The sequence below is a fragment of the Paracidobacterium acidisoli genome, from assembly GCF_003428625.2.
Taxonomy (GTDB): Bacteria; Acidobacteriota; Terriglobia; order Terriglobales; family Acidobacteriaceae; genus Paracidobacterium; species Paracidobacterium acidisoli.
Map to the genome: position 1 here is coordinate 754890 of NZ_QVQT02000001.1, position 26489 is coordinate 781378.

Consider the following 26489-nt stretch of genomic DNA (forward strand, 5'->3'; position numbering starts at 1 on the left):
CGGGCAACGATAGAATGCGAGCCAGGGAAGGTCGTTTTAAGACGCGCGCGAGCCGGAATAAAACAAGAACCGGACGGAAAAATGAAGGGCGGGCAGCCATGCCGTTGCAGAGACTTTGGGCCCCTTTACTGGCAGTACTCTTTCTGACCTGCGCTGCGGCGCAGTCCGCCTCTGCCGGCGGGTATGGACCGGGACAGACCGGGCAGAATAACCCTCAGACACAGGCTCCGCCGCCGCCGGATGGGCAGGCAGACTCCGGCCAGGAAGCTCCGCCGTTTGATCCCTCGATCTTTGAGAACCCGCTTCCGGCCGACCAGCTTTCTTTTCTCACTTCCCTCGCCGGGATGCCGTCGGGCAAAGCGATCAAAGATAAGCAGCTCAAAAAAGTGATGCACAGCGTCGTTCCCGGCTGCGAGTTTCACTACGGGCGGGATATACCGCTTTGGGATGCTCTGGAGATGGTGCTGGAGCACTCGCCGGCGCCGGTTGTGATTCGCGACGGACGCTACGTGACGCTCTCAGGCACGAGCGGCCCGTACCTGGCGGGGCGCGGGTTCCTGTGGATCGATATGAAAACGGGGATCGGCCTGGGAGGGTTTTACTTTCACCCGACGAACGGGGAGCCGACGCCGACGGTCGCGGTGTTTTCAAAGCAGGTGCGGACGAAGGACAAGGTGATCGAGATGAGCCAGCTTCCGCCGGAGTTTGCACTGGACCTGTACCAGTGGCAGTGGGCATACCGGATTCCTCCGGTGACGACGCGGTATTTTCTGACCGGATCGGACCGGAGGATTCTGCTGGAGCATAACGAGGAGTACTGCTCGCTGACGGAGGCGAGGCCGGGGATGGCTGCGCCGCCCCCTCCGGGCATCTGCGAACAGATGGATGCGAATGCCGCCGATGTGGATCTGGACGCGGCGGGGTATCTGGAGCAGGTGCACTACATGACCAACGCGACGGCGTGGATGCTGACGGGGCCGGATGAGGTGGCGTGGCTGCAGGTGCGCAATACGGCATGCATCGCGGGACCGAATCCTGTGCGGTGCCGTATCCGGATGACACGGGCGCGGACGCGGGTGATTCTGAGCGGGCATCCGGCGCGGGGTTAGGGCTGACGGCGGACACTGGTTCTGTCCAGCCTGCCTTTTCAGTCTGCCCGTCCTGAGACAGACTGGTCAGCGTCTGCGGAGATTCGAGCAGTTATCAGAACCGGAGCGTTACCGTTCTTTCTTTTCGTCGTGGGTCAGTTTGAAACACAGAGAAAACAAACCATCCCCCAGTGGCTGAAGCCTCGGCATGCTGGAGCATTCGATGGCACGGCTGAGGCCGTGCCCTTCCCAAATATTCAACCTGACCCACTACCTTTTTTTCTCTTCCTGTTCCCTGGTTGCATCCCGGGTCGCTTCTCAGAACTCTTCCTGCCGGGCCTGAGGCTTTCGGCTGTAGCACAGAGGGCTTCCGTCAGGTCTTTGGCGGACAGAGAGCCTGCGGGATCAATGAGCCACTGAAGAACGAGTCCGGAGAGCAGCACGTGGTGGAGGGTGCCGATCGTTCGCACGGTTTGCTCGCTGATCGTGCTTTCGTCCTGATTCAGAAACATCGCCGCCAGACCAGCGCGCGCGAGGTGCACTTTGCTCGCAATGACCTCGCGGGTCTCCGGCCGGCCCACCATCTGCGCGAAGATTTCGAAGTTGGCGACCCACAGCGCGCGATGGGTTTCAAAGGTGGCGATGATCTTTGCCCAGGTGGCTTCAAATCGCTGCGCGGGCGCAACGCCGGGCGGAATGGCGGTCTGCAGCGCTTGCTGAAGATCCTGGTCCCATTCGCCGAACGCGAGCAGCAAAGCTTCCGTCAGCAGAGCTTCCTTGGAGGAAAAGTGATAGCCGATGGCGGCCAGACTGACCCCGGCTGCCGAGGCGATATCCCGGGCGGTGGTGCGGTTATATCCCTTCTCCAGCAGACATTGCTTCGCTGCCAGCAGTAAAGCATCCCGATTGTTCATAAAAATCTGAGCCGGCTCCCTGGAACATTTGTATCAGACGTTCGTATAGTACATTTGTATAAGACATTTGTTCTACTCCGCTCAATACGGGAGGCGCAGTGAAAAACGGAAACATTCTCATCTCAGGCGCGAGCGTGGCCGGTCCGGCGCTGGCCTTCTGGCTCCATCGCTACGGATTTCAGCCCACCATCGTGGAACGCGCGCCGGCGGTGCGTCCGGGCGGATACGCAATCGACTTTCGCGGCGCGTCGCTTCGCGTGCTGGAACGGATGGGACTGCTGCCGGAGGTGCAGCGGAAACAGACCCGCATCGGCGCCATTACGATCGTCGACCGGAACAACAGCAAGGTCGCCAGCATGCCCGATGGGTTTACCAGCGGCGAGCTCGAGATTTTGCGCGGCGACCTAGCGGACATTTTTCACGAAGCCACGCGGGAGACGACCGAATATATCTTCGATGACAGTATTGCCGCGATGGAAGAGAGCGAAGACGGCGTGGATGTATTGTTTCAGAGCGGCAGGCGGCGCAGGTTCGATCTGGTAGCCGGCGCGGACGGACTGCATTCAAAAGTGCGCTCCGTCGCGTTTGGAGAGGAAGCGGACTTCGTCCGTTACCTGGGATATTACGTTTCCATCTTTACCATTCCGAACTACCTGCATCTCGATCACGCCGGACTGTACTACGGGACACCGGGCAGGAAGGTCGGCATCTTCAGTGGAGGCGATCCGGCGGAGGCGAAGGCATCGTTCTTCTTCGCTACAGAACCGCTCTGCTGCGCCCGATACGACAGCGCGCAGCAGAAGGAGATTCTGCGCAGCCATTTCGGACGGGAGGGATGGGAGGTACCGCGTCTGCTGGAATGGATGGAGAGCGCGCCGGATTTCTATTTCGATTCCGTCAGCCAGGTGAAGATGAAGCGGTGGTCGGCGGGCCGCTGCGTTTTACTTGGCGATGCGGCGTACTGCGCCTCGCCGCTCTCGGGGATGGGGACGGGGATGGCCGTCGTCGGAGCCTACGTTCTGGCCGGCGAACTGGCGGAGTCCGGCGGGAACCATCGGGTGGCCTTTGAGAGCTATGAGCGCCTGATGCGGAGATTCGTGGAGAAGTGTCAGGGAATTGCCGATGGAGGCGTCGACTGGTTTGTGCCGCGAACCCGCTTCCGGCTGTGGCTGAGCCATCAGATGTGGAAGATTCTTCCTTACACTCCATGGAAAAACATGATGATCGAAGTGCCTCTGAAGATCGGGAACTCGATCGATCTCAGGGACTATGAAGGCAGAACAGGGGTGTGTTGATTTTGCATCGGTCTGAAGCTCATGCTCGCGCATCGGCCGGGATATGCAGGTGATGCCGGGGCTCCGGAACCGGGACAAACTCCGGAAGGAGTGCGGATTCGTTCACGGTTTCGGTCATTTGTCCACAAAATGCACCTGTAAGATGGCTAACGGCATGATTGCCGGCGCCGGGGACGGCCGTTGTTCTTCCGGCATGCGGACAGAGACAAGGGAGGCGGAAGATGCCAAAACGAACCGTGGTGGCGGGTACCTGGCAGATTGAAACCAATAATCAGGCGACACGCGCCGGCGAGTCTCTGGATGTGACCGGCGTCTTCTCGCTCGACACGAAGATCAGCACGATGACGCGGATCGTGACGGATTTTTACAACGACGCAAAGGCGTCCCTTGCCTATACCAACATTCCTCCGCTCTTTATCTTTGTCGCGCCGGAGTACTACTTCAAGCGCACGCTGACGCAGCGATGCCTGACGAAGGACGAGAGAGACCGGACGCGCGACGCGATGTCGATTCTCGCCCAGTCATTGCCGAATCTGCTCCTGATTCCGGGTACGGTGGCGTGGAGGAAGCCGCTCGATAAAAAGGCGCATGCCAAAGCGTCGGAACGACTGGAACGAAGACTCGCATTGGATGGCGCCTATACCGGCGCAAGAACCCTGCCGAAGCCTTCCTCGGGAGGCATGTTCGGGAAGAGCAAGGTGAAAGCGGATGCCGCCTACAACACCGCCTATCTCTACATGGGAACCCGCATCATGAAGTATCACAAGATGGAGGATGCGGGAGAGCTTGCAGAAGAGGACGAAGGCGCCATCTTCGTTCCCGGAGACGGGAACAACGTGTTTACGGTCGCCAGTCTGAGAGTGGGGATCGAGATCTGCGCCGATCATCAGGCGCATCACCTGAGAGAGAAGGTCGATATCCATATCGTCAGCTCGGCATCGGTGGCGCGGAGGGATGAGCATGTGATGGCCAAAGACGGAGGGCTTTATATACGCGCCAACACCGGCGACGCGGAGATTACAAAGGTCGATCGGACCACCACGACGCCTCTCGCTGCGGCTCCCAATACAGTGAAGACGCCGCAGATCGCCGACGTGGGCGCGATGGATGAGGCCTTCCGGAGACGGTGGGATACGGCGAAGGATCTGAGCAAGGCGCTGTTCACGAATCATCCCGAGCAGAAGAAGCCGAAGAAGCAGTCGATCCGGGAGCTGGTTCGACTGGCATACGGAGGCAAGCTGACGACGGCCGTGACCGAAGTCGACACCATATAGCTGCTGCCATGCAGCCTGCACGCTTTCCGGTGAGCGATCCTGGCCAGGAATGCATGAAGAGCTCTGCCCTGTCGAAGGCCTGCGATTCACAATCGCGTCAGAGTTGCCGCCTACAATCGGGCCCGGAGGAGAGTGGCAATGTCGGTTGTGATGCTTTCAGGGCCCATTGGTTCGGGCAAGACCACGGTAGCGCGGGAGCTGGTGGCGATCTCTCCGGCGCCGCTCTGTTATCTGGAGGGCGATACGCTCTGGCCGATGTTTGCAAAGCCGCATGCGGGGCCGCGCCACGAGCGGTTCCGGCTGCTGATGCGCTCGATGACGGCGGCGTCGGTGCCGCTGACGCGCGGCGGGTACGAGGTGCTGCTGGACTTCTCTTTTCCCCTGGACTTTCTGGAGACGGCCCGCAAAATTCTGAAGGAGATTCCGCTGGATTTTGTGGTGCTGCGGCCGAGTCTCGAAGTATGCGAACAGAGGGCGGCCGCGCGGGCGGAGGGAGCGATCTCCGATTACAGGGCGTATCGGGACTTTTATGCGATGTTCGAAGGATCGGCGCGCCACGAGATCTGCGACGACGAGGCCGATGCCGCGGCTCTGGCGCGGCGCATCCGCGAGGGGATCGATCGGGGCGACTTCCGGGTCAAGGGATGAGCCGGCCGGGGACGTTGCGGGATGGCGACGTGTAAAGTTCTTCCATTCTTTCTTGACAATCTAAACTAAACCGTTCAGTATTCGAGATACGCATTGTTCCGTATACAGGGAGGTATGCGTGATCCGGGTAGAGAATCTGACGAAGACCTTCGACCAGTTCACCGCGGTGAAGGGGATATCGTTCGACGTGGAGCAGGGCGAGATCTTCGCCTTTCTGGGGCCGAACGGCGCGGGAAAGACCACCACCATCAAGATGCTGACGACGCTGCTGCGGCCGACGAGCGGCGCGATTCACCTGAACGGGCTGGACCCGTGGGTGAAGCAGAAAGAGGCGCGGCAGAGCTTCGGGATCGTCTTTCAGGACCCGAGCCTCGACAACGAGCAGACGGCATACGAAAACATGGAGCTGCACGGGGTGCTGTATCACGTGCCGCGAAAGGTGCGCGCAGAGCGCATCGAGCGGCTGCTGACCACCTTCGAGCTGTGGGAGCGGCGCAACGATTACGCGAAGACCTTCTCCGGCGGCATGAAGCGGCGGCTGGAGATTGCGCGCGGGCTGCTGCACACGCCGAAGATCCTGTTTCTGGACGAGCCGACGCTGGGGCTCGATCCGCAGAGCCGCAACCAGCTCTGGACGCATGTGAAGCACCTGAACGAGACGGAGCAGACGACGGTCTTTCTGACCACGCACTACATGGACGAGGCGGACCGGGTGGCGCACCGGATCGCGATTATGGACCACGGCGCGATTGTGGCGCAGGGCACGTCGGCGGAGCTGAAGGAACGGACGGGAAGCGACTCGCTGGAAGGGGCGTTTCTGGCGCTGACCGGTGAATCGCTGCGCGACGAGGGCGCGGACTCGAAGGACCAGATGCGGCAGTTCGCAAAAATGTGGAGAGGACGGTAGGCATGGGCGCAATTTACATTCTGTGGCTGCGCGAGATGAAGCGCTATATCCGCTCCCGCGTGCAGATTGTGGTGTCGCTGGGGCAGCCGGCGCTGTATCTGCTGGCGCTGGGCTTCGGCTTCGGGCCGGTCTTTCAGAAGGCAGGCGAGGGGAGCTATCTGCAGTTCATGGCTCCGGGCGTGATCGGGATGACGGTGCTGTTCAGCTCGATCTTTTCCGGCATTGCGATGTTGTGGGACCGGCAGTTCGGCTTTCTGAAGGAGACGCTGGTGGCTCCGGTGCCGCGGATACAGATCATGATCGGGCGGACGCTGGGCGGAGCGACGGTGGCGATGATTCAGGGCGTGCTGATCCTGGTGATCTGCCTGGTGGCGGGCTTCCGGCCGCAGCACTGGATCGCGGTGCCGGCGGCGTTCGTCTTCGTGATGATGATCGCGGTGGTCTTTGCGGCGCTGGGCACGGGCATCGGATCGATCATCAAGGACATGCAGGGCTTTCAGCTGATCATGAACTTTCTGGTGATGCCCATCTTCTTTCTGTCGGGCGCGCTGTATCCGCTGAAGAACCTGCCGCGGGTGCTGACGTGGATCACGAACGCCGATCCGCTGTCGTACGGAGTGGACGGGCTGCGCGGCGTGCTGACGGGTCTGTGGGCGTTTCCCTATGCGCTGGATGTGGCCGTGCTGTGCGGGCTGGCGGCGGTGTTTCTGACCATGGGGGCGTGGCTGTTCTCGCGGATTCAGCTGTAATGGTTTCAGAGATGCAAAACCGACTATGGTAAGGCCGCGCAGCGCGGAGGCTCACCGCAAGGTACTGGAGGCGTCGCTCGAGCTGTTCTCGGAGCGGGGCATCGACGCGACGAGCATGGACGCGATTGCCGGAGCCTCGGGCGTAAGCAAGGCGACGATCTACAAGCACTGGCCGGACAAGGACCGGCTGGCGCTCGAGGTGCTGTCGTGGATGCTCGGACTGGACGAGGAGCGGCCGGAGTTCAACTCGGGCGATCTGCGCGAAGACCTGATCGACGCGCTGACGTGGCAGCCGGCGGAGCATCGCAGAGAGATGAAGAACCGCATCATGCCGCATGTGATTGCGTACTCGGCGCGCAATCAGGAGTTCGGCAAGGCATGGCGCGAGCGCGTGGTGGAGCGGCAGCGGGAGGGGTTGTCGCGTCTGCTGGAGTGCGGCGTGGCGCGGAGAAGGCTGCGCGGGGATCTCAGCGTCGATCTTTCGATCGCCCTGCTGGTGGGCCCGATGGTGTACCGGAACATCTTCGTGACGAACCGGTCGATGGACCGCGCTCCGCGGGAGTTTGTGGAGCAGGTGGTGGACGCGTTTCTGGCGGCCTTTGGCACGGCTGCGAAGAAGATACGCGGCTGAGATCCAACCTGTGCCCGGAAAGACGGATAGGAGCAGCCTGAACTTTTCAGATGGAAAGAAAAAGCAGATCCCTCCACTGCGCCGCTGCCTGACGGCTGCGGCTTCGGCCGGGATGACAAAGGGTTGAGATTTTTCATTCCCATCCTTCGCACCAAAATCGGCGCGAAGGATGGGGCACCCGGCATCTTACTGCGGGCACCCTCTCACTGCGAAAACGAAGACCGGCCGGACGACTATCCTGAAGGCAGGCTGAACAGCCGGTATCCGAAATCAGCCGGAAATCATTTCCCTTCCAAACGGAGGCGGCTCTGGACGAATCTGCCGAACACTCTTCCCTTTCTGCGAAACCTCCACTTTCTCCGCTGCCTGAGCCGCCGGATCGCGGCACGCAGTGGATCTTCTTCGGGCCGAACGGGCTGCGCGCCGGATGGGGCGCGATGCTGTTCGCGGCGGTTCTGCTGGCGGTGGAATTTCTGCTGAACCTGGCGGTGCGGCTGGTGGTACATCCGCAGGCTCCGCCGAAGGGCGCGATGCCGCCGGAGTTCGCATTGTTCCAGGAGGGCCTGTCGGTGGTGCTGGTAGCGCTGCCGACCTCGGTGATGGCGCTGATTGAAGGACGCGCGCCGGGGTACTACGGCTACCAGGGAAAAGCGCGCGCGGTACGGTTTTTCTCCGGGGTGGTGTGGGGATTCGCCGCGATCTCGGCGCTGGTGGGCACGCTGTGGAAGCTGGGCTGGCTGCGCTTCGACGGGCAGCTGCTGCATGGAGCGGCGGCGTGGCGGTACGGGGCCGAGTGGGGCGTGCTGTTTCTGATGGTCGGCATCTTCGAGGAGTCGGTGCTGCGCGGCTATCTGCAATTCACGATCGGACGGGGCCTGGGCTTCTGGTGGAGCGCGCTGGGGCTCTCGTTCCTGTTCGGGTTTCTTCACGGACACAATCCGGGCGAGTCGCCGGTGGGGCTTTTTGCGGCGGGAGCGGTGGGGCTGATGTTCTGCCTGAGCCTCTGGTATACGGGCTCGCTGTGGTGGGCGGTGGGCTTTCACGCGGCGTGGGACTGGGGCGAGTCGTTTTTCTACGGCACGTCGGACAGCGGCGTGGCGGTGCAGGGGCATCTGCTGAGCGAGCATCCGATGGGCGGGCTGCTGTGGAGCGGCGGGGCGACGGGTCCGGAGGGCAGCGTGCTGGTGTTTGTGCTGCTCGCTGCGGCCATGCTTGCCATGTATGCGTGGTGGGGACGCAGGACGGTTTCTCCCTTTGCCGGATATGGATGGAGGCCGAAGGGGCGTGCTGCGCTGTCCGGCGGCAGCGATGGAGAGGCATGAGAGGGCAGGGGCTGCGATGAGACAATGGTCCGAAGATGGCTCTCGGCAGATCGGTTGACGTGGAAGAGGAACGCAGGCGGCCCTGGCTGCGATACATGGCCGGCCTGCTTGTGGTGGTGGTGCTGGCGGTGGCCGCGGGCGTACTGGCAGGCGCGTTCTGGCTGAAGCGCTCGATGCGCGATGCGCTGCCGCAGGTGGATGGACAGCTTCGCCTGAAAGGGCTGACGGGCCCGGTGACGGTTCGCCGCGACGCGCACGGGGTTCCGCATATCGAAGCGTCTTCCGTGGACGATCTGCTGGAGGCGCAGGGCTACGTTACGGCGCAGGACCGGCTGTGGCAGATGGATATGGCGCGGCGGATGGCAGCGGGCGAAGCGGCCGAACTGCTGGGATCGAAGCTGGTGGCACACGACCGCATGCAGCGCGTTCTGGCCTTTCGCCAGACGGCGGAGCGGCTGACGGCGGGGCTGGACCAGCGCGACCGGCGCTGGCTGGAGGATTACGCGCGGGGCGTGAATCAGTTTATCGAGAACAACGGCGATCATCTGCCGGCAGAGTTCCGGCTGCTGATGTATAAGCCGAAGCCGTGGCAGCCGTCGGACTCGATGCTGGTGGCGCTGAGCATGGTGCAGATGCTGGACGAGCACTGGCCGGAGAAGCTGGAGCGCGAACAGGTGACTGCGAGGCTGGGACCGACGCTGGCCGCCGATCTGTATCCGACGGGATCGTGGCGCGATCATCCGCCGACCCAGACGGAGCCCGATCTGACGGCGCCGCAGCAGAATGTTCCGGACATTCCGCTGGACCCGTCGCAGACGATGCTGCGCGAGGGGCTTCCGTCTGCAGCGCCGGATACCGGAGGGCTTCAGCCCGGAGCGCCGGATACCGATCTGCAGCAGCTGCGGGCGCTGACGGGCGTGCATGATGCGTGCCGCTCGTGTACTCCGGGATCGAATGAGTGGGCCGTCTCGGGCGCGCATACGGCGAGCGGGAAGGCGATGCTGTCGAACGATATGCACCTGGCGCACCAGATGCCGGATATCTGGTACGAGAGCGACCTGGAGGCTCCGGGGTTGCATGCGGCGGGCGTAACGGTGCCGGGGCTGCCGTTTATCGTGGCAGGACACAACGAGCACATCGCGTGGGGATTTACGTCGCTCTACGGCGACACGCAGGATATTTACGTCGAGAAGGTGAATCAGCAGGACCAGTATCTCGGGCAGGACGGAAGCTGGCATCCGATCGAGCATGAGAGCTCGACGATCCATGTACGCTTTGGCCGCGATGTGACGGTCGACGTGGCGCGGACGGCGCACGGACCGATTATTTCGGCGCTGGTGCCGCATGAAAAGCGCGCGCTGGCGCTGCGCTGGAATGCGTATGATCCGGCGAGCAGCGGGCTGCCGCTCTACGGCCTCAACACGGCGGGCAACTGGAATGAGTTTCATGCGGCGCTGAGCACGTGGTGGGCTCCCACGCTGAATGTGATTTACGCCGACGATCAGGGGCATATCGGCTATCAGGCGGTGGGATTTATTCCGAACCGGCCGACGGGGATCTCGGGCGTGCCGATCGCGGATACGCAGCATGAGTGGCAGGGCTTTGTGCCGTATGACAAGCTGCCGTCGGCGCTGGACCCGGCGAACGGACTGCTGGCGACGGCCAATGCGCGGGTGACGCCGGACGATTATCCGTATCCGCTGACGCTCGAGTGGGCGAACCCGTACCGGAATGAGCGCATCTGGAAGTGGCTTTCGGATAAGGACAAGCTGACGCCGCAGCAGATGCTGACGCTGCAGACCGATGTGTATTCGGAGGTAGACCAGGAGTTTGCGCAGCGGTTTGCGTATGCGATCGACCATGCGGGCAAGGCGAACAGCCGGCTGCGCCAGGCGGCGGATCTGATGCGGACGTGGAATGGAGTGGTGGGCATCGATTCGGCTCCGGCGGCGATTGTGGCGGCGACGAAGCATGCGCTGTGGCCGATGCTGCTGCAGCCGAAGCTGGGCGGCGACTGGGCGCTGTATGAGTGGGCAGAGAGCCAGTTTGCGCAGGAGCAGATCGTGATGCATGAGCCCGCGGCGTGGCTCCCGAAACAGTACGCGTCGTGGGATGAGTTTCTTGCCGCGGCCGTGAGCCAGGGGCTGAACGAAGAGCATGCGCCGGCGGATCTGAGCCGGTGGCGCTACGGCTATGCGCATCCGGTGGAGCTGGAGCAGCCGCTCTTCGGGCTGCTGCCGTGGTTCCGCGGATGGACCGGCATCGGTGTGCATCCGCAGTCGGGCGATGCGACGACGGTGAAGCAGGCGGGGCGCACCTTCGGGCCGTCGCAGCGCTTCACGATCGACTGGAACGATGTGGACGGGGCGACGGAGAACATGGTGGTGGGCCAGTCGGAAGACCCGCTGAGCCCGTGGTACCGCGACCAGTGGCCATACTGGTACAACGGCACGACCTTTGCCCTGCCCTTCAGCGATGCCGCGGTCGCGAAGACCGCAACACACACGCTGCGCCTGACGCCGTGAAGATCTCGTTCCGCTTTCCGGCGTCGGCGGCGAGCCTGGCGACCCGGGCGCGCAGGCGGCGCTCGCTGCTGCTGGCGTGCGTGGGCATTGCGGTGCTGCCGCTGGCGTGGCGGGGCGTGTCGTGCGGGCAGGACTTCGATTTTCATCTGCAGTCGTGGCTTGAGGTGCTGCGGCACTGGCATGAGGGCGTGGCGTATCCGCACTGGGACGCCTCGGCTAATTACGGAGCGGGCGAGCCGCGCTTCGTTTTCTATCCGCCGCTGTCGTGGCTGCTGGGCACGTTGATGGGAGCGGTGCTGCCGTGGTCGTGGGCGCCGCTGCTGTTTACGGGGATCGCGCTGCTGGCGCTGGGCGGAAGTTTTTTTGCGATGGCACGCGAGTGGATGAGCGAAGACCAGGCGGCTCTGGCGGCGTGTCTGTGCGTGCTGCAGCCTTATCTGCTTTTCGTGGCGTATGAGCGGGCCGCTTATGGCGAGCTGCTGGCGGCGGCGTGGATTCCGCTGCTGATTCTGTTTGGCCTGCGCCGGAAGCCAGCGCTGCTGCCGCTGGCGGTGTCGATTGCGGGCGTGTGGCTGACCGATGCTCCGGCGGCGGTGATGGGCTGCTATGCGCTGGCAGTGCTGGTGATTGCGGCGGCGGCGGAAGAGCGCAGCCTGCGGCTGATACGGCGCAGCGCGGGCGCGGTGCCGCTGGGGCTGGGGCTGGCAGGGTTTTATCTTGTGCCGGCGATGTGGGAGCAGCGCTGGGTCGAGATCACGCGAGCGATCGGCGACGGCATGCGCGTGGAGGACAGCTTTCTGTTCGGCCACACGACGGATGCGTATCACGATCAGGTGCTGCGGACGGTGTCGTGGATTGCGGTGGCGCTGCTTCTCGCGACGACGGCGGCGGCGTGGGGATCGGCGAGGAAGCGCAAAGCGCTGTGGCTGCCGCTTTGCGTCGTATCGGCGCTGATTGCGTTTCTTCAGCTCCCTTTCAGCGATTTTCTGTGGAGGCTTGCGCCGGAGCTGAAGTTTCTGCAGTTTCCGTGGCGATGGCTGCTGGTGCTGGGCGTTGTGCTTGCGGCGCTGGCCGGGATAACGCTGCGCGGCGAGGCGCGGACGCGGCGGGCGATCTCGCTGCGCGCGATCTCGATGCTGCTTTTTGCGTGCCTGATGGCGGGGGCGGCCTCGGCCTTTTTCTGGTCGCCGTGCGACGACCAGGACAGCGTGCAGGCGCAGCGGACGGCGCTGCGCGGCGATGGCGTTGAGGGGACGGATGAGTACACGCCGCGCGGGGTGGACAACGAGGCGATTCAGCAGGGGCTGCCGCCGGTGCGCGTGCTGACGGCGCCGGATGCGGAAGAGGCGGACAGCTCGGTGGCGGTGAATCCGGACTATCAGGCGAGCGCGCGCGAGGAGGTTCCGGCGACGATTCACATCGCGCGCTGGCAGAGCGAGCGGATCTCGCTGGCGATCGGGACGCGGCAGGCGGCGTGGGCGGTACTGCGGCGGATGAACTATCCGGCGTGGCGAATCCTTCTGAACGGGAAGCCCGTCTTATCTTCAGCCACGCGCCAGGATGGTTTGATTGCGCTGCCGCTGACCGCGGGAGAGAACCGGATCGAGATTCGTTACCGGGCGACGGCGGATATGTGGGCGGGGCGCATCGCGTCTCTGACGGCGGCGCTGGTGCTGCTGCTGGCCGCGGCGTACCGGAAGAAAGAGCGAAAGGTTCAGGTATCATGATCGAAGTGCAGACCCGGCTGGATGTGAAAGAAATTCTGCAGGAGGGCGTGGAGCGAACGGACAACGCGCTCGCACGGCTTCTGCCGCCCGATACGCAGACTCCCTCGTCGATTCACAAGGCGATGCGGCACAGCACCTTTGCCGGCGGGAAGCGGCTGCGTCCGGTGCTGGCGATGGAGGCGGCGCGCACGATTCGCGGCGAGCGCACCCTGCCGGAGGGCATGGAAGACCTGGGCGCGGCGATCGAGATGCTGCACACCTACTCGCTGATTCACGACGATCTGCCGGCGCTGGACAACGACGATCTGCGTAGAGGCAAGCCGACGTGCCATGTGGTGTATGGCGAGGCCATCGCGATTCTGGCGGGCGATGCGCTGCAGACGCTGGCGTATCAGACGCTGGCGCGGCTGCGCTGCGCGGCTCCGGCGGCGGTGGAGATTATTCGCCTGATCGCGGATGCCACGGGGACGGTGGAAGGGATGATCGGCGGCCAGGTGCTGGATCTCGAAGGCGAGCACAGCAGGCCCACGGCGGAGTCGGTCGATGCCATTCACCGTGCAAAGACAGGCGCGCTGATTCGCGTGAGCATTGTCTCGGGCGGCGTATACGCAGGCGCGACGGCGGAAGATGCCGAGCGGCTGACGGAGTTCGGACGCAAGGCGGGACTGGCCTTTCAGATTGTCGACGACATTCTGGATGTGACGCAGGATTCGGCGCACCTGGGCAAGACGGCCGGCAAGGACCTGACCAGCGACAAGGCGACGTGGCCTGCGGTCTTCGGGATCGAGGAGTCGCGGCGGCATGCGGACAGGCTGATCGCAGAGGCCTTCGCGCTGCTTGCGCCCTACGGCGCGGCGGCGGACGGGCTGAAGGCGGTTGCGCAGTATCTGGTGGACCGCACGAATTAAGCCGGAAGAACGCTGGCTGCAGTACTTCGTGAACTTGTGACGATTATGCGCAGGCATCGGCCGGGAGAAGGACAGACAGCACGATCAAACGTAACGCTGCACGCGGTTTCAAGCCTTGACGGCTTTATCGCGAGGAAGGACAACAGCGTCTCCTGGCTGGATGACCGTGGAAGCGTCTACGAAGCCGGAGCTTCCGTTTCGGAGGAAGAGGCGGCAGCATTCGTCCAGACCATCGACTGCTATGTACTCGGCTCCCGCACGTATGAACTCGCTCTTGAGCTGGGCTGGCCATACGGCGACACTCCAACGGTCGTGGTAACCAGCAGAGAATGGCCTGCGGCGAGGAAGAGCGTCGAGTTCTATGCGGGCGATCTCGAAACGCTCGTCGACGTGAAGCTCGCGCCGCGATTTCAAAACATCTGGCTGGTGGGCGGAGCCATGCTGTGCCGGCGCTTTCTCGAGCTCGGTCTGGTGGATGAGATCAGGCTGACCATAGCCCCAGTGCTGTTAGGTGACGGACTCCGGCTCTTCGGCGATTCCCTGCCGGAGGAGAGATGGGATCTGAAGAATGTCGCCACTTACAGGAATGATTTTGTGGAGCTGTCGTACACTGCATCCACCGGTGAGAGCATCTGAAGATGCTCCCTCGCTTATGGCGTGACGAGATCGACGAGGGAGTGAAGGAGAACTTCACACGGCTGCGCACTCCCTCATAAATCGACATTCTGCACGAGGCTATCGGCGGCCGATGACTTCGCGGAGCTTGTTGCCCTGCTTGCTGAGATCCTCGACAAAATCCTCGACCTTGAGCAGCATGTCCTGTCCGGAGCGGACGTAGCCGGGGAGCTTGTCCCACAGCTCGCGGGCGGCGTCGGCGTTATCAATAAGCGCGACGACGGTTCCGGCGGCGGCGACGGCGAGAGCGGGCTTTTTCTTTCCGCGCAGCAGCAGAATGGCGCTGGCGACGAGTGTGCCGGCGGCAAAGGCGCTGGTCCAGGGAACCCGGGCGGAGAGCTCGGCGAGGTTATCGGGAAGGTTTGCCTCGATCTGTCGCTGAATGGGGGTCAGACTCATCGCAGTATTTTCCTCTTCTTCTGTTGAGATGCAGATGGATGCCGCAGCGCCTTTTCCACCGGTGTGCAGTTCCTAATCGAGATCGAAGTCGCGCAGCGGCTTGCCTTCGTCCGGAGTTTCCTTCGCTTTGCGGAGCGCTTCGGCAAATTTTTTTTCGAGCAGGTCGTTGCGGTTCTTCTCGGCGTCGACGGACTGGCGGAAGATGCTCTCCTTGCGGTCTTCCTGCTCGCGCATGGCGCGGGCGGCGGTTTCGAAATCCTCAAAGGTGCGCTTGCGCGGAGCGGGGGTGTGCGCGATGACGGACCGGGTGTCGAGATCGATTTTCAGCGACGCTCCGCAGTCGGGACATGCGACTTCGATGGTCTGATGCTCTTTGTTTGCCATATTGGTTGCTGCCTGCGGCGCGGTCGCGCGCACAGGGCTCCAGGGCGTGAATGTAACACCACGGCGGGCGGCGTTGCAATGCGGAGCAGCATGCCTGATTCTCTTCCAGAGCTGAAGCCGCGCATGATACAAAGCAAAACTCTTATCCCATCTTAGCCGCCAAAGACGGGCGGCGAAGATGGGGCACCCGGCGCTTCACTCCGTTCCGCTTCGGTCGGGATGACAAAGTTTAAGGGGAGTACGATCCCGCATCTGCCGAAAGAAGGCAGATGCGGGGCACCCGGCATCCCACGTTTGAAAGCACGGATGCCAGGCGGAGATCAGAGATAAATGACTTTGTGGCCGGGACACTCCTGCGCGGCCTGCTCGACGAGGGTCGAGAGCAAGGCGTCTCCGTAGCGGGCGAGGTATGCGACGCCGCCGATGACCCGCTCCTGCGGATGATGATTCGGAAAGAGGTTCAGATACAGCGCGTCGACGTGGCGGCGGATGCTGCTCTCTTTCTGGAGCTGGTAGTTCGCGGCGAGGCGGCGCAGACGGTTCATCTGATAGCGCATTTTGCGCGCGGCGATCTCAGCCGAGCGGCCCAGGCCATGATCGAGCGACTGCATCCAGGCGGTGACCGAGGTCAGCTCTTCGTCGAGCGCGTTTCCGGCTGAGGCGAGCTTCTTTTTGCCTTCGATGGGGATGGCGCGCGCGCCGAGGCGCTGGGCCAGCTCGTCGGGATGCGTCGCGATGATCTGCTGCAGGTCGAGCTCGTGCTGCGCAAGCACGGTGGCCACGGCGGGCTCTATGAGCGTGGCGCTGAGCCGGGGCACGATCGGCGTGAAGCGGCCGAGGATGGCCTGATAGAGCACCTGCGACTGCGCGAAGTAGGCGATCTCGGACGGGCCGCCGATGTAGGCGCGGGTGGGCAGCAGGTAATCCTGAAAGACGGGGCGCAGAAGGGCGTTGGGGCTGAAGCGGTGCGGAGCGCGGTCGAGCAGGGCGAGCAGCTCGGCGGTCTCGTACTGGCGCTTTCCCGCGGTCCATATCTGCGCGTCCTTCCGCTTCAGCGCGAGGCGCGCGCCGGCTTCTTCACCGTTGTTTGCTTCCTCGATGAGGAAGAGGAGGCTGCTGCCGGGCGCGACCAGAACCTGGGAATGATAGCCGCGGTCTTTGAGCTCCTGATCGCGAATGTGCAGCGCGGACTCGAGTGCGGCGGCCTGCTCGATGGCCTGACGGAAGACGGGAGCGCCGAGGGCGTGGAAGCGGGGGTCGGCGGCGTCGATAACCACCAGTCCATAAGCGGCGAAGGTGGCGGCGGCCCATTGCGCGAAGGCGCGGGCGAAGGTCGCATCGGAGCGGTAACACTGCGCGAGCAGATCGAACTCGGGCGTGCCGCCGATGAGCTCGGCCGCTTTGTCGAGGACGGCCTCGATGCCGGCACCGAGGCGGATGCCGCCGACGGGCTGTCCGGCGTGGCTGTGCCCGGACTCGAGGCGCAGTGTGTGCAGCTGATGGCGCGAGGGCAGCGTGAGGTGATCGGCTTCGGCGAGGTCGTGATCCTCACTGGCGAGCCAGAAGACCGGGACCGAATCCGTATCCTGCGCCTTGCGGATGGCGGTGGCGATCTTGTGCAGCGTGAAGAGCGGACCGCCGAAGAGCGTGACCTGCTGGCCGGTGACGATGGCGCCGGTTCCGGTACGGAGACGCTCGATATTCTCAAAGGTCTTTGCGCCGGCTCCGAAGCTCTGATTCTGCTCTCTGAGCAGATCGGCGACGGCGGCGCGAAGCGCGGGCTGCTGCGCGGGGGTGGGTGCAGACTGGTGCGGGCCACAGGGGCTGGCCGGAAAAAAGGGCGTCATCGGCTCGCGACTGGCGGTGTAGTCGAGGAAGAGCCGGTTCAGTCCCGGCAGGGTCGAAATAGGGTAACAATCTGTCTGCACAGCGTTCCGTTCCGGCGTTTCGTTTCGGGGAGCTCCCGATGTGCTGCAGGATGATGGACCGGGATCAAGCAAGTATCTCACGTGCCCGGGTCCGATTTTCGCCCTTTGCCGCGGGTGGTCACCATGATTGTCTTCGGTCCTGTACGGATCTTTTCATTGTGATGCAGGGCGGAGGACTCCCACGTGCCCATCGGATGCTGAGAGCAGGCGCGAAGATGCAGAGAGATGCGGACGGGGGCAAAGATTCAGGCTGTATCCGGAACAGGAGAGCGGGCGAATGTTAGCGTAGACGTGAGGACGTTCCATGGCGAAGAAAAAGAAGCAGGCGGAGCAGGCAGAGACGGCCGCGGTTGCGGTGAGAAAAACGCTGAAGGTCAGACCGGGCAAAGAGGCCAAAGTGCTGACGTCGAAGGTCTCCTATGACGGGCCGCTCTTTCGCGTGCTCTCGGAGGAGATTCGCGAGCCGAACGGCAACCAGGTAAAGCGCGACGTGATCCGCCACAACGGGTCGGTGGTGATTCTGGCAGTGGACAGCTCGAAGAGCAGGAAAGATCCGCTGATTCTGATCGAGCGGCAGTTCCGGCACGCGGCGGGGCAGTATCTGTATGAGGTTCCGGCCGGAAAGATGGACAAGGGCGAGAAGCGGCTCTCCGCGGCGAAGCGCGAGCTGATGGAGGAGACCGGCTACCGCGCGAAGAAGTGGTCGAAGCTGGTGCGGTACTTCGCGAGCCCGGGATTTCTGGGCGAATGGATGCAGGTGTTTCTGGCCGAAGAGCTGACGCCGGGCAAGGCGCAGCCGGAAGAGGATGAATCGCTGGAGCTGCAGTTTGTGCCGCTCTCGGAGCTGCTGCGGCTGATCGATACGGGAGAGATTCGCGACGGCAAAACGCTTGTCTCCGTGATGCTTTACGACCGGCTGCTGCGGCGCGGCTGAAGAGGCGCAAAGCAGAAATCAGGATAAAGACGGACCCGGAGCCACGATTCGGGGGAAACCAAAGCCAGGGAAGGTGCGTCTTTAAAAGAGGCAGGTTGGTTTTCTCCCAACTGCACTCTGCTGAACAGGAAGGTCGAGAGCTCGTGGCTCAGTACAAAGGCAAGGTGAAGTGGTTCAACAACGCGAAGGGATATGGTTTTATCGGTCGCGATGATGGGCCGGATGTTTTCGTTCACTACAGCGCCATTCAGATCGACGGATACAAGAGTCTGAAAGAAGGGGACGACGTCGAGTTCGACATCATTCAGGGACAAAAGGGCCCTCAGGCAGATCAGGTCATGCGACTTCGCGAAAGCGCCTGACAACTGCCCGGCACGAACCGGATCAGATGCTCTTTTTATAACTATGGCCGCAGCCTGCCGCTGCAAGGTCTCCCCCTGTTGTTGTGTGTCTGTGGCCAGCAGCCCGGTTCCCTTCTGCGGATCTCCTTCTGAGGGATCTCCTTCTCCGGATCTGTGTATCTCCGCAAACCTGTGTGTCTTCCCGCTGAAAACACCCTGGCGCGCTGCGCCGCCCGTCTGCTGAAAATGCCATAATCAGCAGCGATGGACAATCGCTCGATTACCAATCTGCTGGCGGAGGCCGCCGATCTGCTGGAGATCGACGGCGCAGACTCTTTCCGCATCCGCTCATACCGGCGCGCCGCTGAGGCGGTGGAATCGACCACGCTGCAGCTGAGCGAGATCGCCTCCGACATGAAGAAGCTGCTGGAGATTCCCGGCATCGGCAAGAGCATGGCGGCCAATATTCAGGAGATCGAGCGCACGGGAAGCTTCGGCATTCGCGATGAGCTGCTGAAGAAGTACCGTCCGACGATGCTGGACCTGCTGAAGCTGCCGGGGATGGGGCCGAAGAGCGTGGCGCTGTTCTGGGAGGCGCTGCAGGTGGCCTCGATCGACGAGCTGGAGGCGGCGATTACCGCAGGCCGGCTGAAGAGCCTGCCGCGCATGGGCGAAAAGCAGATCGAAAAGCTGAAAAAAGGGATCGAGGAATACAGGAAAAACTCCGGACGCTTTCTGATCGACGATGGAGAGATGGCCGCGGAGAAGCTGATCGCCTATCTGCGCGAGTTTCCAGGGCTCGACATCCTTACGCCCGCGGGCTCGCTGCGGCGCGGACGCGAGACGGTGGGCGATCTGGACATTCTGGTCACGGGGCCGGCGTGCGCGGAGAACAATGTCGCAGCCGCAGTAGAGTATGTGGCGCAGTATCCGCCGATCAGCAGCCTGCTGGCCAGGGGGCAGAACAAGGTCAGCTTTCTGCTGCGCAACGGCCTGCAGGTGGATGTGCGGCTGCTGCCGGAGTCGTCGTACGGCGCGGCGCTGCAGTACTTCACGGGATCGAAGATGCACAACGTCTCGATTCGGCAGCGGGCGCTGAAGTATGGCTACACGCTGAACGAGTATGCGCTGGCCCGCGTCGACGACGGCACGCCGGTCGCGGCGGCGACGGAGACGGAGATTTACGCGGCGCTCGATCTGGACTGGATTCCGCCGGAGCTGCGCGAGAACAACGGCGAGATCGAAGCGGCGGAGGCGCACCGGCTGCCGGCGCTGATCGAGCAGGAAGATATTCGCGGCGATGTGCACATGCACACGAATGCCACGGACGGGCGCAACACCATTCGCGAGATGGCGGAAGCGGGCCTGGCGCGCGGATATGCATACATCGCGATTACAGATCACTCGAAGAATCTGGCGATGACCAACGGGCTCGACGACGAGCGGGCGCTCGAGCATATTCGCCGCATTCGCGAGGTCGATGAGGAGATGGAAGGGCGCATTCGCGTTTTTCCGGGCATCGAGGTCGATATCCTGGCGGACGGCGAGCTGGATTTATCGGATGAAGTGCTGGCGCAGATGGATGTGGTGATCGCCAGCGTACACTCGCTGTTCAATCAGCCGGAAGAGCAGATGACGGAGCGCGTGCTCCGCGCAATCGAAAACCCGTATGTGCGGATTCTGGGCCATCCGACGGGGCGGCTGCTGCTGCGCCGCGAGGCCTTCAAAATTAACGTGGCCGCGGTGCTGCGCAAAGCGTCGGAGCTGGGCGTGGCCGTCGAGCACAATGCGTATCCGGACCGGCTGGATCTGTGCGACCGCGATCTGCGCCTGGCGAAGGAGCTGGGCTGCAAAATCGCGGTGAATACCGATTCGCACCATACCAGCCACATGGAGAAGATGCGCTACGGCATTCGCCAGCTGCGGCGCGCGTGGCTGCGGAAGGAAGACGTGCTGAACACGCTGCCGGCGGATGCGTTTCTGGCTGCGCTGCGCCCGCGCCCCTGAGGACGGGGCGCGGTATCAGTGCGTCTTCTGCTTGTCCGCTTTGGCGGGCTGGGCTCCGTTCAAACGCAGATTGATGACTTTGTTCAGCATGTCGAACCAGAAGGGCGCTCCGAGCGAGACGGCAATTGCGGTAAGAAACCAGCCGAAGAGTTTGTAGGACCAGTCTCCGGCCAGCCAGCTCAGGTGGGCACCGACATCCATCTTCTGATCTTTGGGATTGCCGTGCAGAACGAAGTCCCAGTACGGCTTTGCATTGGAGAGCTGATAGCCGATCGGCAGCGACTTCAGATCGTTTTCAACGCTTTGCCGGGCGGCGGTGTAACTGGCGATGTCGTCAGGGGTACAGGCTTTTTCGGGAGGGCAGGCGTACATCTGCGCCACCGAGGCCACCTCGTCGCGCGCGGCCTGCGAGCGCCACAGCGTGGAGGTGACGCTGAAGAGGTTGGCGTTGCAGACGATGGCGAGAACGAGGCCGAGGCCGAGCAGAATCCACTGCGTATCGCGTTTATAGAGGCCGTTCACGCGGTCCATGGTGCCGTCGTACCACTCTTCGACGGCGAGGTTGCAGGCCGCTGCGTCATGCTCGATGCCGAGGACGAGGGTGCGCAGGCGCTGCTTGAGTGGATTGCCGTCGGGCAGAGCGGCGATGAGCTGCGCGAAGGTCGGAGCGGGCGGCAAATGTTCCTTTGCCACGGCAGCGGCCTTTCCGGCATCGGTGTCGGGGACCTTCGCAACGACGACGGCCGCCACCTCGGCGGCAACGGCCACGGCGATCTCGGGCTGCGGAGCGGGTGGAGCGGGCTGGGTGGCTGCAACGGTCACATCGCGGGCCTCCTGAATGATGGTCGCGAGGACGCGGCTGAAGAGCTTCGAGGAGATGTAGGTGGGTCTCGGCGTCTTCTGCGCTTTGCGGCCAAAGACGGGAAGCTTCAGCGGAGAAAAGGAGATGTTCTGGATCAGCGGATGGCCGTAGAACTTCGCCAGAAGGTCGGGGTCCTGCAGCATGCCGTGAATGGCCACTTCGAGAGATGCCGCGCGCCGGGCGGTGAAGGCGGCGCCTACTTCCTGCACATGCGATGCGATGATGCTGAGCAGAAGACAGACCAGAGCGATGCCGATGGCAACGCCGAGAACCTGCTGCATGGAACCCTCCCACGGGATTGTGTCCTGAAACGGATGCCAGTATGCCGGGGAGGCAGAGCACTGTCGAGAAAATTCCGAATGGACGGGAGGGGCGAATTGGCGCGGCGGGCAGGCAGGGGCTGCGGTAGAATGCAGTCTCTGCTATGTCTGACGACTCCTCCCCCGCAAACCACCCGATCGTGGTTGTCCTTGCCGCGATGGTGATCGCTGTGCTCGCCATCGGGGCGTATGTGTGGATCAACAACAAGCCGCCGGTGCACGCGGGGCAGGTGCTGTCGATCACCGCGTATCCGATTCATCGCGATCTGTCGACGGGATCGGGGATAGGCGGACTGAACGGCGAGAAAGATACGTTCGACGAGGTCATCGTTCTGGCCGATGTGCGCATCCGGAACCAGGCGGACATTCCGATCTTTCTGCACGATATGTCAGGCGATGTGACGATGGCGGACGATTCGGTGCAGCACGGCACGGCGGCGGGACGGTCGGACTTTCAGAAAGTATTTATCGCCTACAGCGATCTGGCGCCGCAGAAGAAGGAACCGATTCTGCGCGATATGACGCTGACGCCCGGACAGCAGGTGGAAGGGCAGATGATCTTTCACTATCCGATCACGAAGGATCAGTGGAACCAGCGTAAGAACTTTGCGATCTCCGTTGAATTTCAGCACCAGAAGAACCTGGTGATGCAGGCTCCGGCGGGAACGGTTTTCGGAAGCTGACGGGCAGCAGCTGGTGAGGCGGTCAGCTGAGAAGCGGTCAGCGATAAGACGGCCAGCTAAAGTCCGGTTAGCTGAAAACCGGTCAGCTAAGAGCCGGTCAGTGGAACAACGACTGCAGATCCCTCCGCTGCGCTTCACTGCGTTCCGCTCCGGTCGGGATGACAATTCATTCTTAGATTGTGGCTGCTCTGCATTTGCCATGAAGAATGCGGCTGGTAAAGCAGCTAAAAAGCGGGCAGCTAAAGTCCGGTCAGCAGAACAACGACTGCAGATCCCTCCGCTCCGCTATGCTCCGGTCGGGATGACAATTCATTCTTAGATTGCGCTGCTCTGCATTTGCCATGAGGAATGCGGCTGGTGAAGCGGTCGGCTAACCGATTTTTAGCTAACCGGACTTTAGCTGACCGCTTCTTCGCTACTCGCCTTACTGTCCCGAGGTCGAGACGGGCACTGGCGCATTCTTTGGCGTGGCGATGTATCCCTGCACCTGATTCTTGTTGATGCTGTTCACGACCAGCTCATAGAGCATGTTGCCCTTGCCGGTGTAGAACTGCACGGGCTCGTTCAGGCCGCGGTCCTTCTTCTCGATCTTCTTGTCGTCGGCGTAGACCTCAAGCGTGTAGCGGTTGTGCTTCGTATCGGCCTTCTTCAGCTCGAGGCCCACGGTCGAGATCGCCTTGCGGTGGTTTTTGTCGAGGGTGAACTCGTAGTAGTTCCGGTCGCCCTTGTGCTTGAGAATCTCGAGCTCATCGTGATTGGTCGCGATCAGGCCGCTCTGCACGCCCATATCGCCCTTCATGGACTGGAGCTGCGCTTCGGCTGTCTGCAGCTCGGTTTTGGTCTGACCGAGATCGGTCTTCACGCCGCCGACATCGGTCTTTACGCCGGTTACATCGCTCGATACGGAGCTGATCTGCTTCTGCGTGGAGGCCTGCGCGGCGGCCTGCTCGTTTTCGAGGCGGTGGGCATCGGCCTGCTGACGGCGCAGCAGATCGGAGGCGCGCTCATCGAGCTGACGCTGGGTGAGGCCGAGAGACTGCGAGGTGACGCGAAGGCGCGCGTTCGTCTCATCGACGGCAGAGGCGAGCTTCTGATTCTGCTGCTGCTCGAGGGCCAGCTGCGCTTCGGCGTGAGTGAGACGGCCGGTGAGCAGATAGCTCCATGCAAGGCCCGCGATGGCTGCAAGCACCGCGAGCGCGAGAAGGCCCAGAAATAATCCTGAAAAACTCCGCTGCTCTCCACTTCCAGGCGTGTCACTCATACCGTGTCTTCCCTTCTTTCCCGGTCATTTGATGGATAGACGTCTTTGCCGGCCTTTACGCTGCAGCCGGTGAGCCAGAGCGTAGCGCGACGGCGGCTCATGTGGCAAACCCTTAGAATAGAAATTGTGATCCAGAGAAACGAAACTGCGACGCGTGCCGATGTTGTCATTGCCGGAGCGGGCATTATCGGCCTTGCCACGGCGCTGGCGCTGGCCGATGCGGGACTCCACGTGGTGGTCTTCGAGCGCGGCACCGCGATGTCGGAATCATCGTGGGCGGCGGCGGGCATGCTGGCCGGATGCGATCCGGAGAATCCGGCGGCGCTGCGGGAGCTTTCGCTGCTGAGCCTGGCGCTGTATCCGGAGTTTCTGGCGAGGATCGAAGAGCTTTCGGGAGAGACGATTCCGCTGCGCACGCGGCAGACGCTGCAGGGCACGGATCATCTGCCCTTCGATCTGCGCGCGCTGAAGGCTGCCGAGGCTGAGGCGCTTGCACCGGGACTCAGGACCGGCGGACAGAGCTTTACCCTGCTCGATGAGCACAGCCTCGATCCGCGCGATCTTGGTCAGGCGTTGCCGGCGGCGGCGCGGGCCGCGGGTGTGGAGCTGCACGAGGGCGTTGCCGTAAACGCGGTTCACAGCGGAGGCGATGGCGTCGTAGTGGAGACCACGGCCGGACCGCTGACGGCGCGGCATTTTGTGAACGCCGCAGGAGCGTGGGCGGGATCGCCCGGGACCTCGGCCGGCGCTTCGCTGCCGGTGGCCCCGCGCAAGGGACAGATGCTCGCGGTGGAGCTGCCGGGAGAGGTGCAGCTGCGATGCGTGCTGCGCACGCCGGAGCTCTATATTGTTCCGCGCGGCGGAGGGCGTTACGTGATCGGAGCGACGGTCGAGGACCTCGGCTTCGACAAGCAGGTCTTTCCGGCGCAGATCGATGCGCTGCTGGCGAGCGCTGCCACGCTGTGGACGCCGCTGCGCGGGGCGCGGATCGTCGAGACATGGGCGGGGCTGCGGCCGGGCACGGCGGACGGGCTGCCGGTGATCGACCGGGTGGCTCCGGGGATTCTGGTTGCCGCGGGGCATTTCCGGAACGGCATTCTGCTGGCTCCGGCGACGGCGAGAGCGGTGCGCGAGCTGATCGGCGGGCGGCGGCCGGCGGTCGAGCTCTCTGCCTTCCGGGCGAACCGTTTTGATGGAATGAAAGACGCGGAGACAGGCCAGGCCTGAGGGCAGCGGAAAGCGCTTACAGCGCGGAGACGCATGCAGGCGCAGAGCGGCGCGGATGACAAGCCTGCTTCGCGTACGCTATAAACAAAGTTCACCCTTCTGCGCCGGAACAGCGGTTATGAACGATTCAGAGCCGGCGCAAACCACGGCTATACCGCCCGTTGGCCGCGGGCTCAACACCTGGGCCGCAGCGCCGGCTTCGGCATCCCCGAAATATTCAGAGCATCTCAGAAACAGTGCGTGCAAGAGAACAAAACTGGAGGAAAATAGGTATATATGTCGACTGCCGTAGCGGCCAAAGGACTTGAAGGAATTGTTGCAGCCAACTCCGGCATCTGCTGGATCGACGGTGATGCGGGTGTGCTTGCCTACCGCGGCATCGATATTCACGACCTGGCGGAGAAATCGACTTTCGAGGAGACGACTTATCTGCTGTGGCACGGCACGCTGCCCACGAAGTCTGAACTCGACGCCTTTTCACAAAGGCTTGCCCAGTCCCGCCGCATCCCTCCGCAAATTCTCGATCTGCTCCGCTCCTGCCCGAAGACCTGCTCGCCGATGGAGGCGCTGCGTACCGCAGTCTCTGCGCTGAGTTCGTACGATCCGGCGGAGTCGGCCGTCGATCACGATTCGAATGTGCGCAAGTCCTTCGACCTGACGGCGCAGATTCCGATCGTCGTTGCCGCGTATGACCGCATCCGCAAGGGCCTGCCGGTCATCGAGCCGGATGCGTCGCTTTCGCACGCGGGCAACTTTCTGTGGATGCTCACCGGCGCGAAGCCGAGCGAGACGGCGGCGCGCACCTTCGATGTGGCGCTTATTCTGCACGCCGACCATGAGCTGAATGCCTCGACCTTTGCGGCGCGCGTGATCGCAGCGACGCTCTCCGATGTGCATTCGGCGATCACCGGAGCAATCGGAGCGCTGAAGGGTCCGCTGCACGGCGGCGCGAACGAAGCTGTGATGAAGCTGCTCTTCGCCATCGATAAGGCGGGGGCCGATCCGGTGGAGTACGTGCGCGAGATGCTGGCGCAGAAGAAGAAGATTTCGGGCTTCGGGCACCGTGTGTATCACACGGAAGATCCGCGCGCGACGCACCTGCGCAAGATGTCTGAGGATCTGAGCCGCGCCTCGGGCAACACGAAGTGGTTCGACATGTCGCAGAAGATCGAGCAGTACGTGAAGACGGAAAAGAAGCTCAACGCGAACGTGGATTTCTACTCCGCTTCGACCTACACCACCCTCGGCATCGATCTCGATCTCTTCACTCCTATCTTCGCCATCAGCCGCATCGCCGGATGGGCGGCGCATGTGATCGAGCAGCTCGACGACAACCGCCTGATCCGTCCGCGCGCCGAGTACATCGGACCGGAGTATCCGGCGAAGTACGTGCCGATCGCGCAGAGAGGCTGACGACAGAAGCAGGCGCGGATTCCGCGCAGAGACACGAAGGGCGTCCTGACGGACGCCCTTGTTTTTT

At 62.8% G+C, this 26489-nt stretch carries 24 protein-coding genes; 18 read left to right on the forward strand and 6 right to left on the reverse strand.

What is annotated here, in order from left to right; translation table 11 throughout:
• Nucleotides 1–98 precede the first annotated feature (98 nt).
• Nucleotides 99–1109: a hypothetical protein gene (locus D0Y96_RS03290; protein WP_117297879.1), complete on the forward strand. Its 1011-nt coding sequence runs from the start codon at nt 99–101 to the stop codon at nt 1107–1109.
• Between the two features lie 236 nt (nt 1110–1345).
• On the opposite strand, the gene D0Y96_RS03295 is transcribed toward D0Y96_RS03290, so the two are convergent.
• A complete protein-coding gene (locus D0Y96_RS03295) occupies nt 1346–2002 on the reverse strand; it encodes a TetR/AcrR family transcriptional regulator (RefSeq protein ID WP_117297880.1) in 657 nt (218 codons plus the stop codon).
• 98 nt (nt 2003–2100) lie between these two features.
• On the opposite strand from D0Y96_RS03295, the gene D0Y96_RS03300 reads away from it, so the two are divergent.
• From D0Y96_RS03300 to D0Y96_RS03350, 11 genes are all read left to right on the forward strand, one after another.
• Nucleotides 2101–3297, forward strand: a complete 1197-nt coding sequence (locus D0Y96_RS03300) for an FAD-dependent monooxygenase (RefSeq protein WP_117297881.1) — start codon at nt 2101–2103, stop codon at nt 3295–3297.
• A 221-nt stretch (nt 3298–3518) separates the two neighbouring features.
• Complete coding sequence (locus tag D0Y96_RS03305) at nt 3519–4571, forward strand: carbon-nitrogen hydrolase family protein (RefSeq protein WP_147324896.1); 1053 nt, start codon at nt 3519–3521, stop codon at nt 4569–4571.
• A gap of 138 nt (nt 4572–4709) precedes the next feature.
• Complete coding sequence (locus tag D0Y96_RS03310; protein WP_117297883.1) at nt 4710–5219, forward strand: P-loop nucleotide/nucleoside kinase family protein; 510 nt, start codon at nt 4710–4712, stop codon at nt 5217–5219.
• 118 nt (nt 5220–5337) lie between these two features.
• Nucleotides 5338–6126 carry an ABC transporter ATP-binding protein gene (locus D0Y96_RS03315; RefSeq protein ID WP_117297884.1) on the forward strand — a complete coding sequence of 263 codons (789 nt, stop codon included), beginning with the start codon at nt 5338–5340 and terminating at the stop codon, nt 6124–6126.
• 2 nt (nt 6127–6128) lie between these two features.
• A complete protein-coding gene (locus tag D0Y96_RS03320; RefSeq protein WP_117297885.1) occupies nt 6129–6875 on the forward strand; it encodes an ABC transporter permease in 747 nt (248 codons plus the stop codon).
• A gap of 25 nt (nt 6876–6900) precedes the next feature.
• Nucleotides 6901–7506: a TetR/AcrR family transcriptional regulator gene (locus D0Y96_RS03325; RefSeq protein ID WP_117297886.1), complete on the forward strand. Its 606-nt coding sequence runs from the start codon at nt 6901–6903 to the stop codon at nt 7504–7506.
• A 437-nt stretch (nt 7507–7943) separates the two neighbouring features.
• Nucleotides 7944–8828 (forward strand): CPBP family intramembrane glutamic endopeptidase, encoded by an 885-nt coding sequence (locus tag D0Y96_RS03330; protein WP_199480159.1) that lies wholly within the window; start codon nt 7944–7946, stop codon nt 8826–8828.
• 35 nt (nt 8829–8863) lie between these two features.
• Complete coding sequence (locus tag D0Y96_RS03335; protein ID WP_117297887.1) at nt 8864–11353, forward strand: penicillin acylase family protein; 2490 nt, start codon at nt 8864–8866, stop codon at nt 11351–11353.
• Entirely contained in the window at nt 11350–13080 is a 1731-nt protein-coding gene (locus D0Y96_RS03340; RefSeq protein WP_117297888.1) for a 6-pyruvoyl-tetrahydropterin synthase-related protein, read from the forward strand. Before D0Y96_RS03335 ends, D0Y96_RS03340 begins: the two co-directional genes overlap by 4 nt.
• Nucleotides 13077–13988: a polyprenyl synthetase family protein gene (locus D0Y96_RS03345; protein ID WP_117297889.1), complete on the forward strand. Its 912-nt coding sequence runs from the start codon at nt 13077–13079 to the stop codon at nt 13986–13988. Before D0Y96_RS03340 ends, D0Y96_RS03345 begins: the two co-directional genes overlap by 4 nt.
• Before the next feature lie 45 nt (nt 13989–14033).
• Complete coding sequence (locus D0Y96_RS03350; protein ID WP_117298034.1) at nt 14034–14624, forward strand: dihydrofolate reductase family protein; 591 nt, start codon at nt 14034–14036, stop codon at nt 14622–14624.
• A 99-nt stretch (nt 14625–14723) separates the two neighbouring features.
• Here the strand turns inward: D0Y96_RS03350 and D0Y96_RS03355 are convergent, their stop codons facing one another.
• The 3 genes from D0Y96_RS03355 to bshC form a co-directional block, all read right to left on the reverse strand.
• On the reverse strand, nt 14724–15062 hold the full coding sequence (locus D0Y96_RS03355) for a hypothetical protein (protein WP_117297890.1): 339 nt from the start codon (nt 15060–15062) through the stop codon (nt 14724–14726).
• Between the two features lie 72 nt (nt 15063–15134).
• Nucleotides 15135–15446 carry a hypothetical protein gene (locus tag D0Y96_RS03360; RefSeq protein ID WP_117297891.1) on the reverse strand — a complete coding sequence of 104 codons (312 nt, stop codon included), beginning with the start codon at nt 15444–15446 and terminating at the stop codon, nt 15135–15137.
• A 320-nt stretch (nt 15447–15766) separates the two neighbouring features.
• A complete protein-coding gene (gene bshC / locus D0Y96_RS03365) occupies nt 15767–17374 on the reverse strand; it encodes a bacillithiol biosynthesis cysteine-adding enzyme BshC (protein ID WP_117297892.1) in 1608 nt (535 codons plus the stop codon).
• 304 nt (nt 17375–17678) lie between these two features.
• On the opposite strand from bshC, the gene D0Y96_RS03370 reads away from it, so the two are divergent.
• The 3 genes from D0Y96_RS03370 to polX all read left to right on the forward strand — a co-directional run bounded on the left by D0Y96_RS03370 (nt 17679) and on the right by polX (nt 20656).
• The gene (locus D0Y96_RS03370) at nt 17679–18308 is read left to right on the forward strand and encodes an NUDIX hydrolase (protein ID WP_117297893.1); all 630 of its coding nucleotides are present in this window, start codon (nt 17679–17681) and stop codon (nt 18306–18308) included.
• Nucleotides 18309–18451: 143 nt separating this feature from the next.
• Nucleotides 18452–18670 carry a cold shock domain-containing protein gene (locus tag D0Y96_RS03375; protein WP_117297894.1) on the forward strand — a complete coding sequence of 73 codons (219 nt, stop codon included), beginning with the start codon at nt 18452–18454 and terminating at the stop codon, nt 18668–18670.
• A 243-nt stretch (nt 18671–18913) separates the two neighbouring features.
• On the forward strand, nt 18914–20656 hold the full coding sequence (gene polX / locus D0Y96_RS03380) for a DNA polymerase/3'-5' exonuclease PolX (RefSeq protein WP_117297895.1): 1743 nt from the start codon (nt 18914–18916) through the stop codon (nt 20654–20656).
• 15 nt (nt 20657–20671) lie between these two features.
• On the opposite strand, the gene D0Y96_RS03385 is transcribed toward polX, so the two are convergent.
• Complete coding sequence (locus D0Y96_RS03385; RefSeq protein WP_117297896.1) at nt 20672–21799, reverse strand: hypothetical protein; 1128 nt, start codon at nt 21797–21799, stop codon at nt 20672–20674.
• A gap of 143 nt (nt 21800–21942) precedes the next feature.
• Here D0Y96_RS03385 and D0Y96_RS03390 point away from each other — a divergent pair, with 143 nt between their 5' ends.
• Nucleotides 21943–22521 (forward strand): hypothetical protein, encoded by a 579-nt coding sequence (locus tag D0Y96_RS03390; RefSeq protein WP_117297897.1) that lies wholly within the window; start codon nt 21943–21945, stop codon nt 22519–22521.
• A gap of 424 nt (nt 22522–22945) precedes the next feature.
• Here D0Y96_RS03390 and D0Y96_RS03395 read toward each other — a convergent pair whose 3' ends face one another.
• Nucleotides 22946–23782, reverse strand: coding sequence for a hypothetical protein (locus tag D0Y96_RS03395; protein WP_117297898.1), 837 nt, complete (start codon nt 23780–23782; stop codon nt 22946–22948).
• Between the two features lie 126 nt (nt 23783–23908).
• On the opposite strand from D0Y96_RS03395, the gene D0Y96_RS03400 reads away from it, so the two are divergent.
• Both D0Y96_RS03400 and D0Y96_RS03405 read left to right on the forward strand, forming a co-directional pair.
• Nucleotides 23909–25009, forward strand: coding sequence for an NAD(P)/FAD-dependent oxidoreductase (locus tag D0Y96_RS03400; protein ID WP_350448956.1), 1101 nt, complete (start codon nt 23909–23911; stop codon nt 25007–25009).
• 276 nt (nt 25010–25285) lie between these two features.
• Nucleotides 25286–26422, forward strand: a complete 1137-nt coding sequence (locus D0Y96_RS03405; RefSeq protein ID WP_117297900.1) for a citrate synthase — start codon at nt 25286–25288, stop codon at nt 26420–26422.
• Nucleotides 26423–26489: the final 67 nt, after the last annotated feature.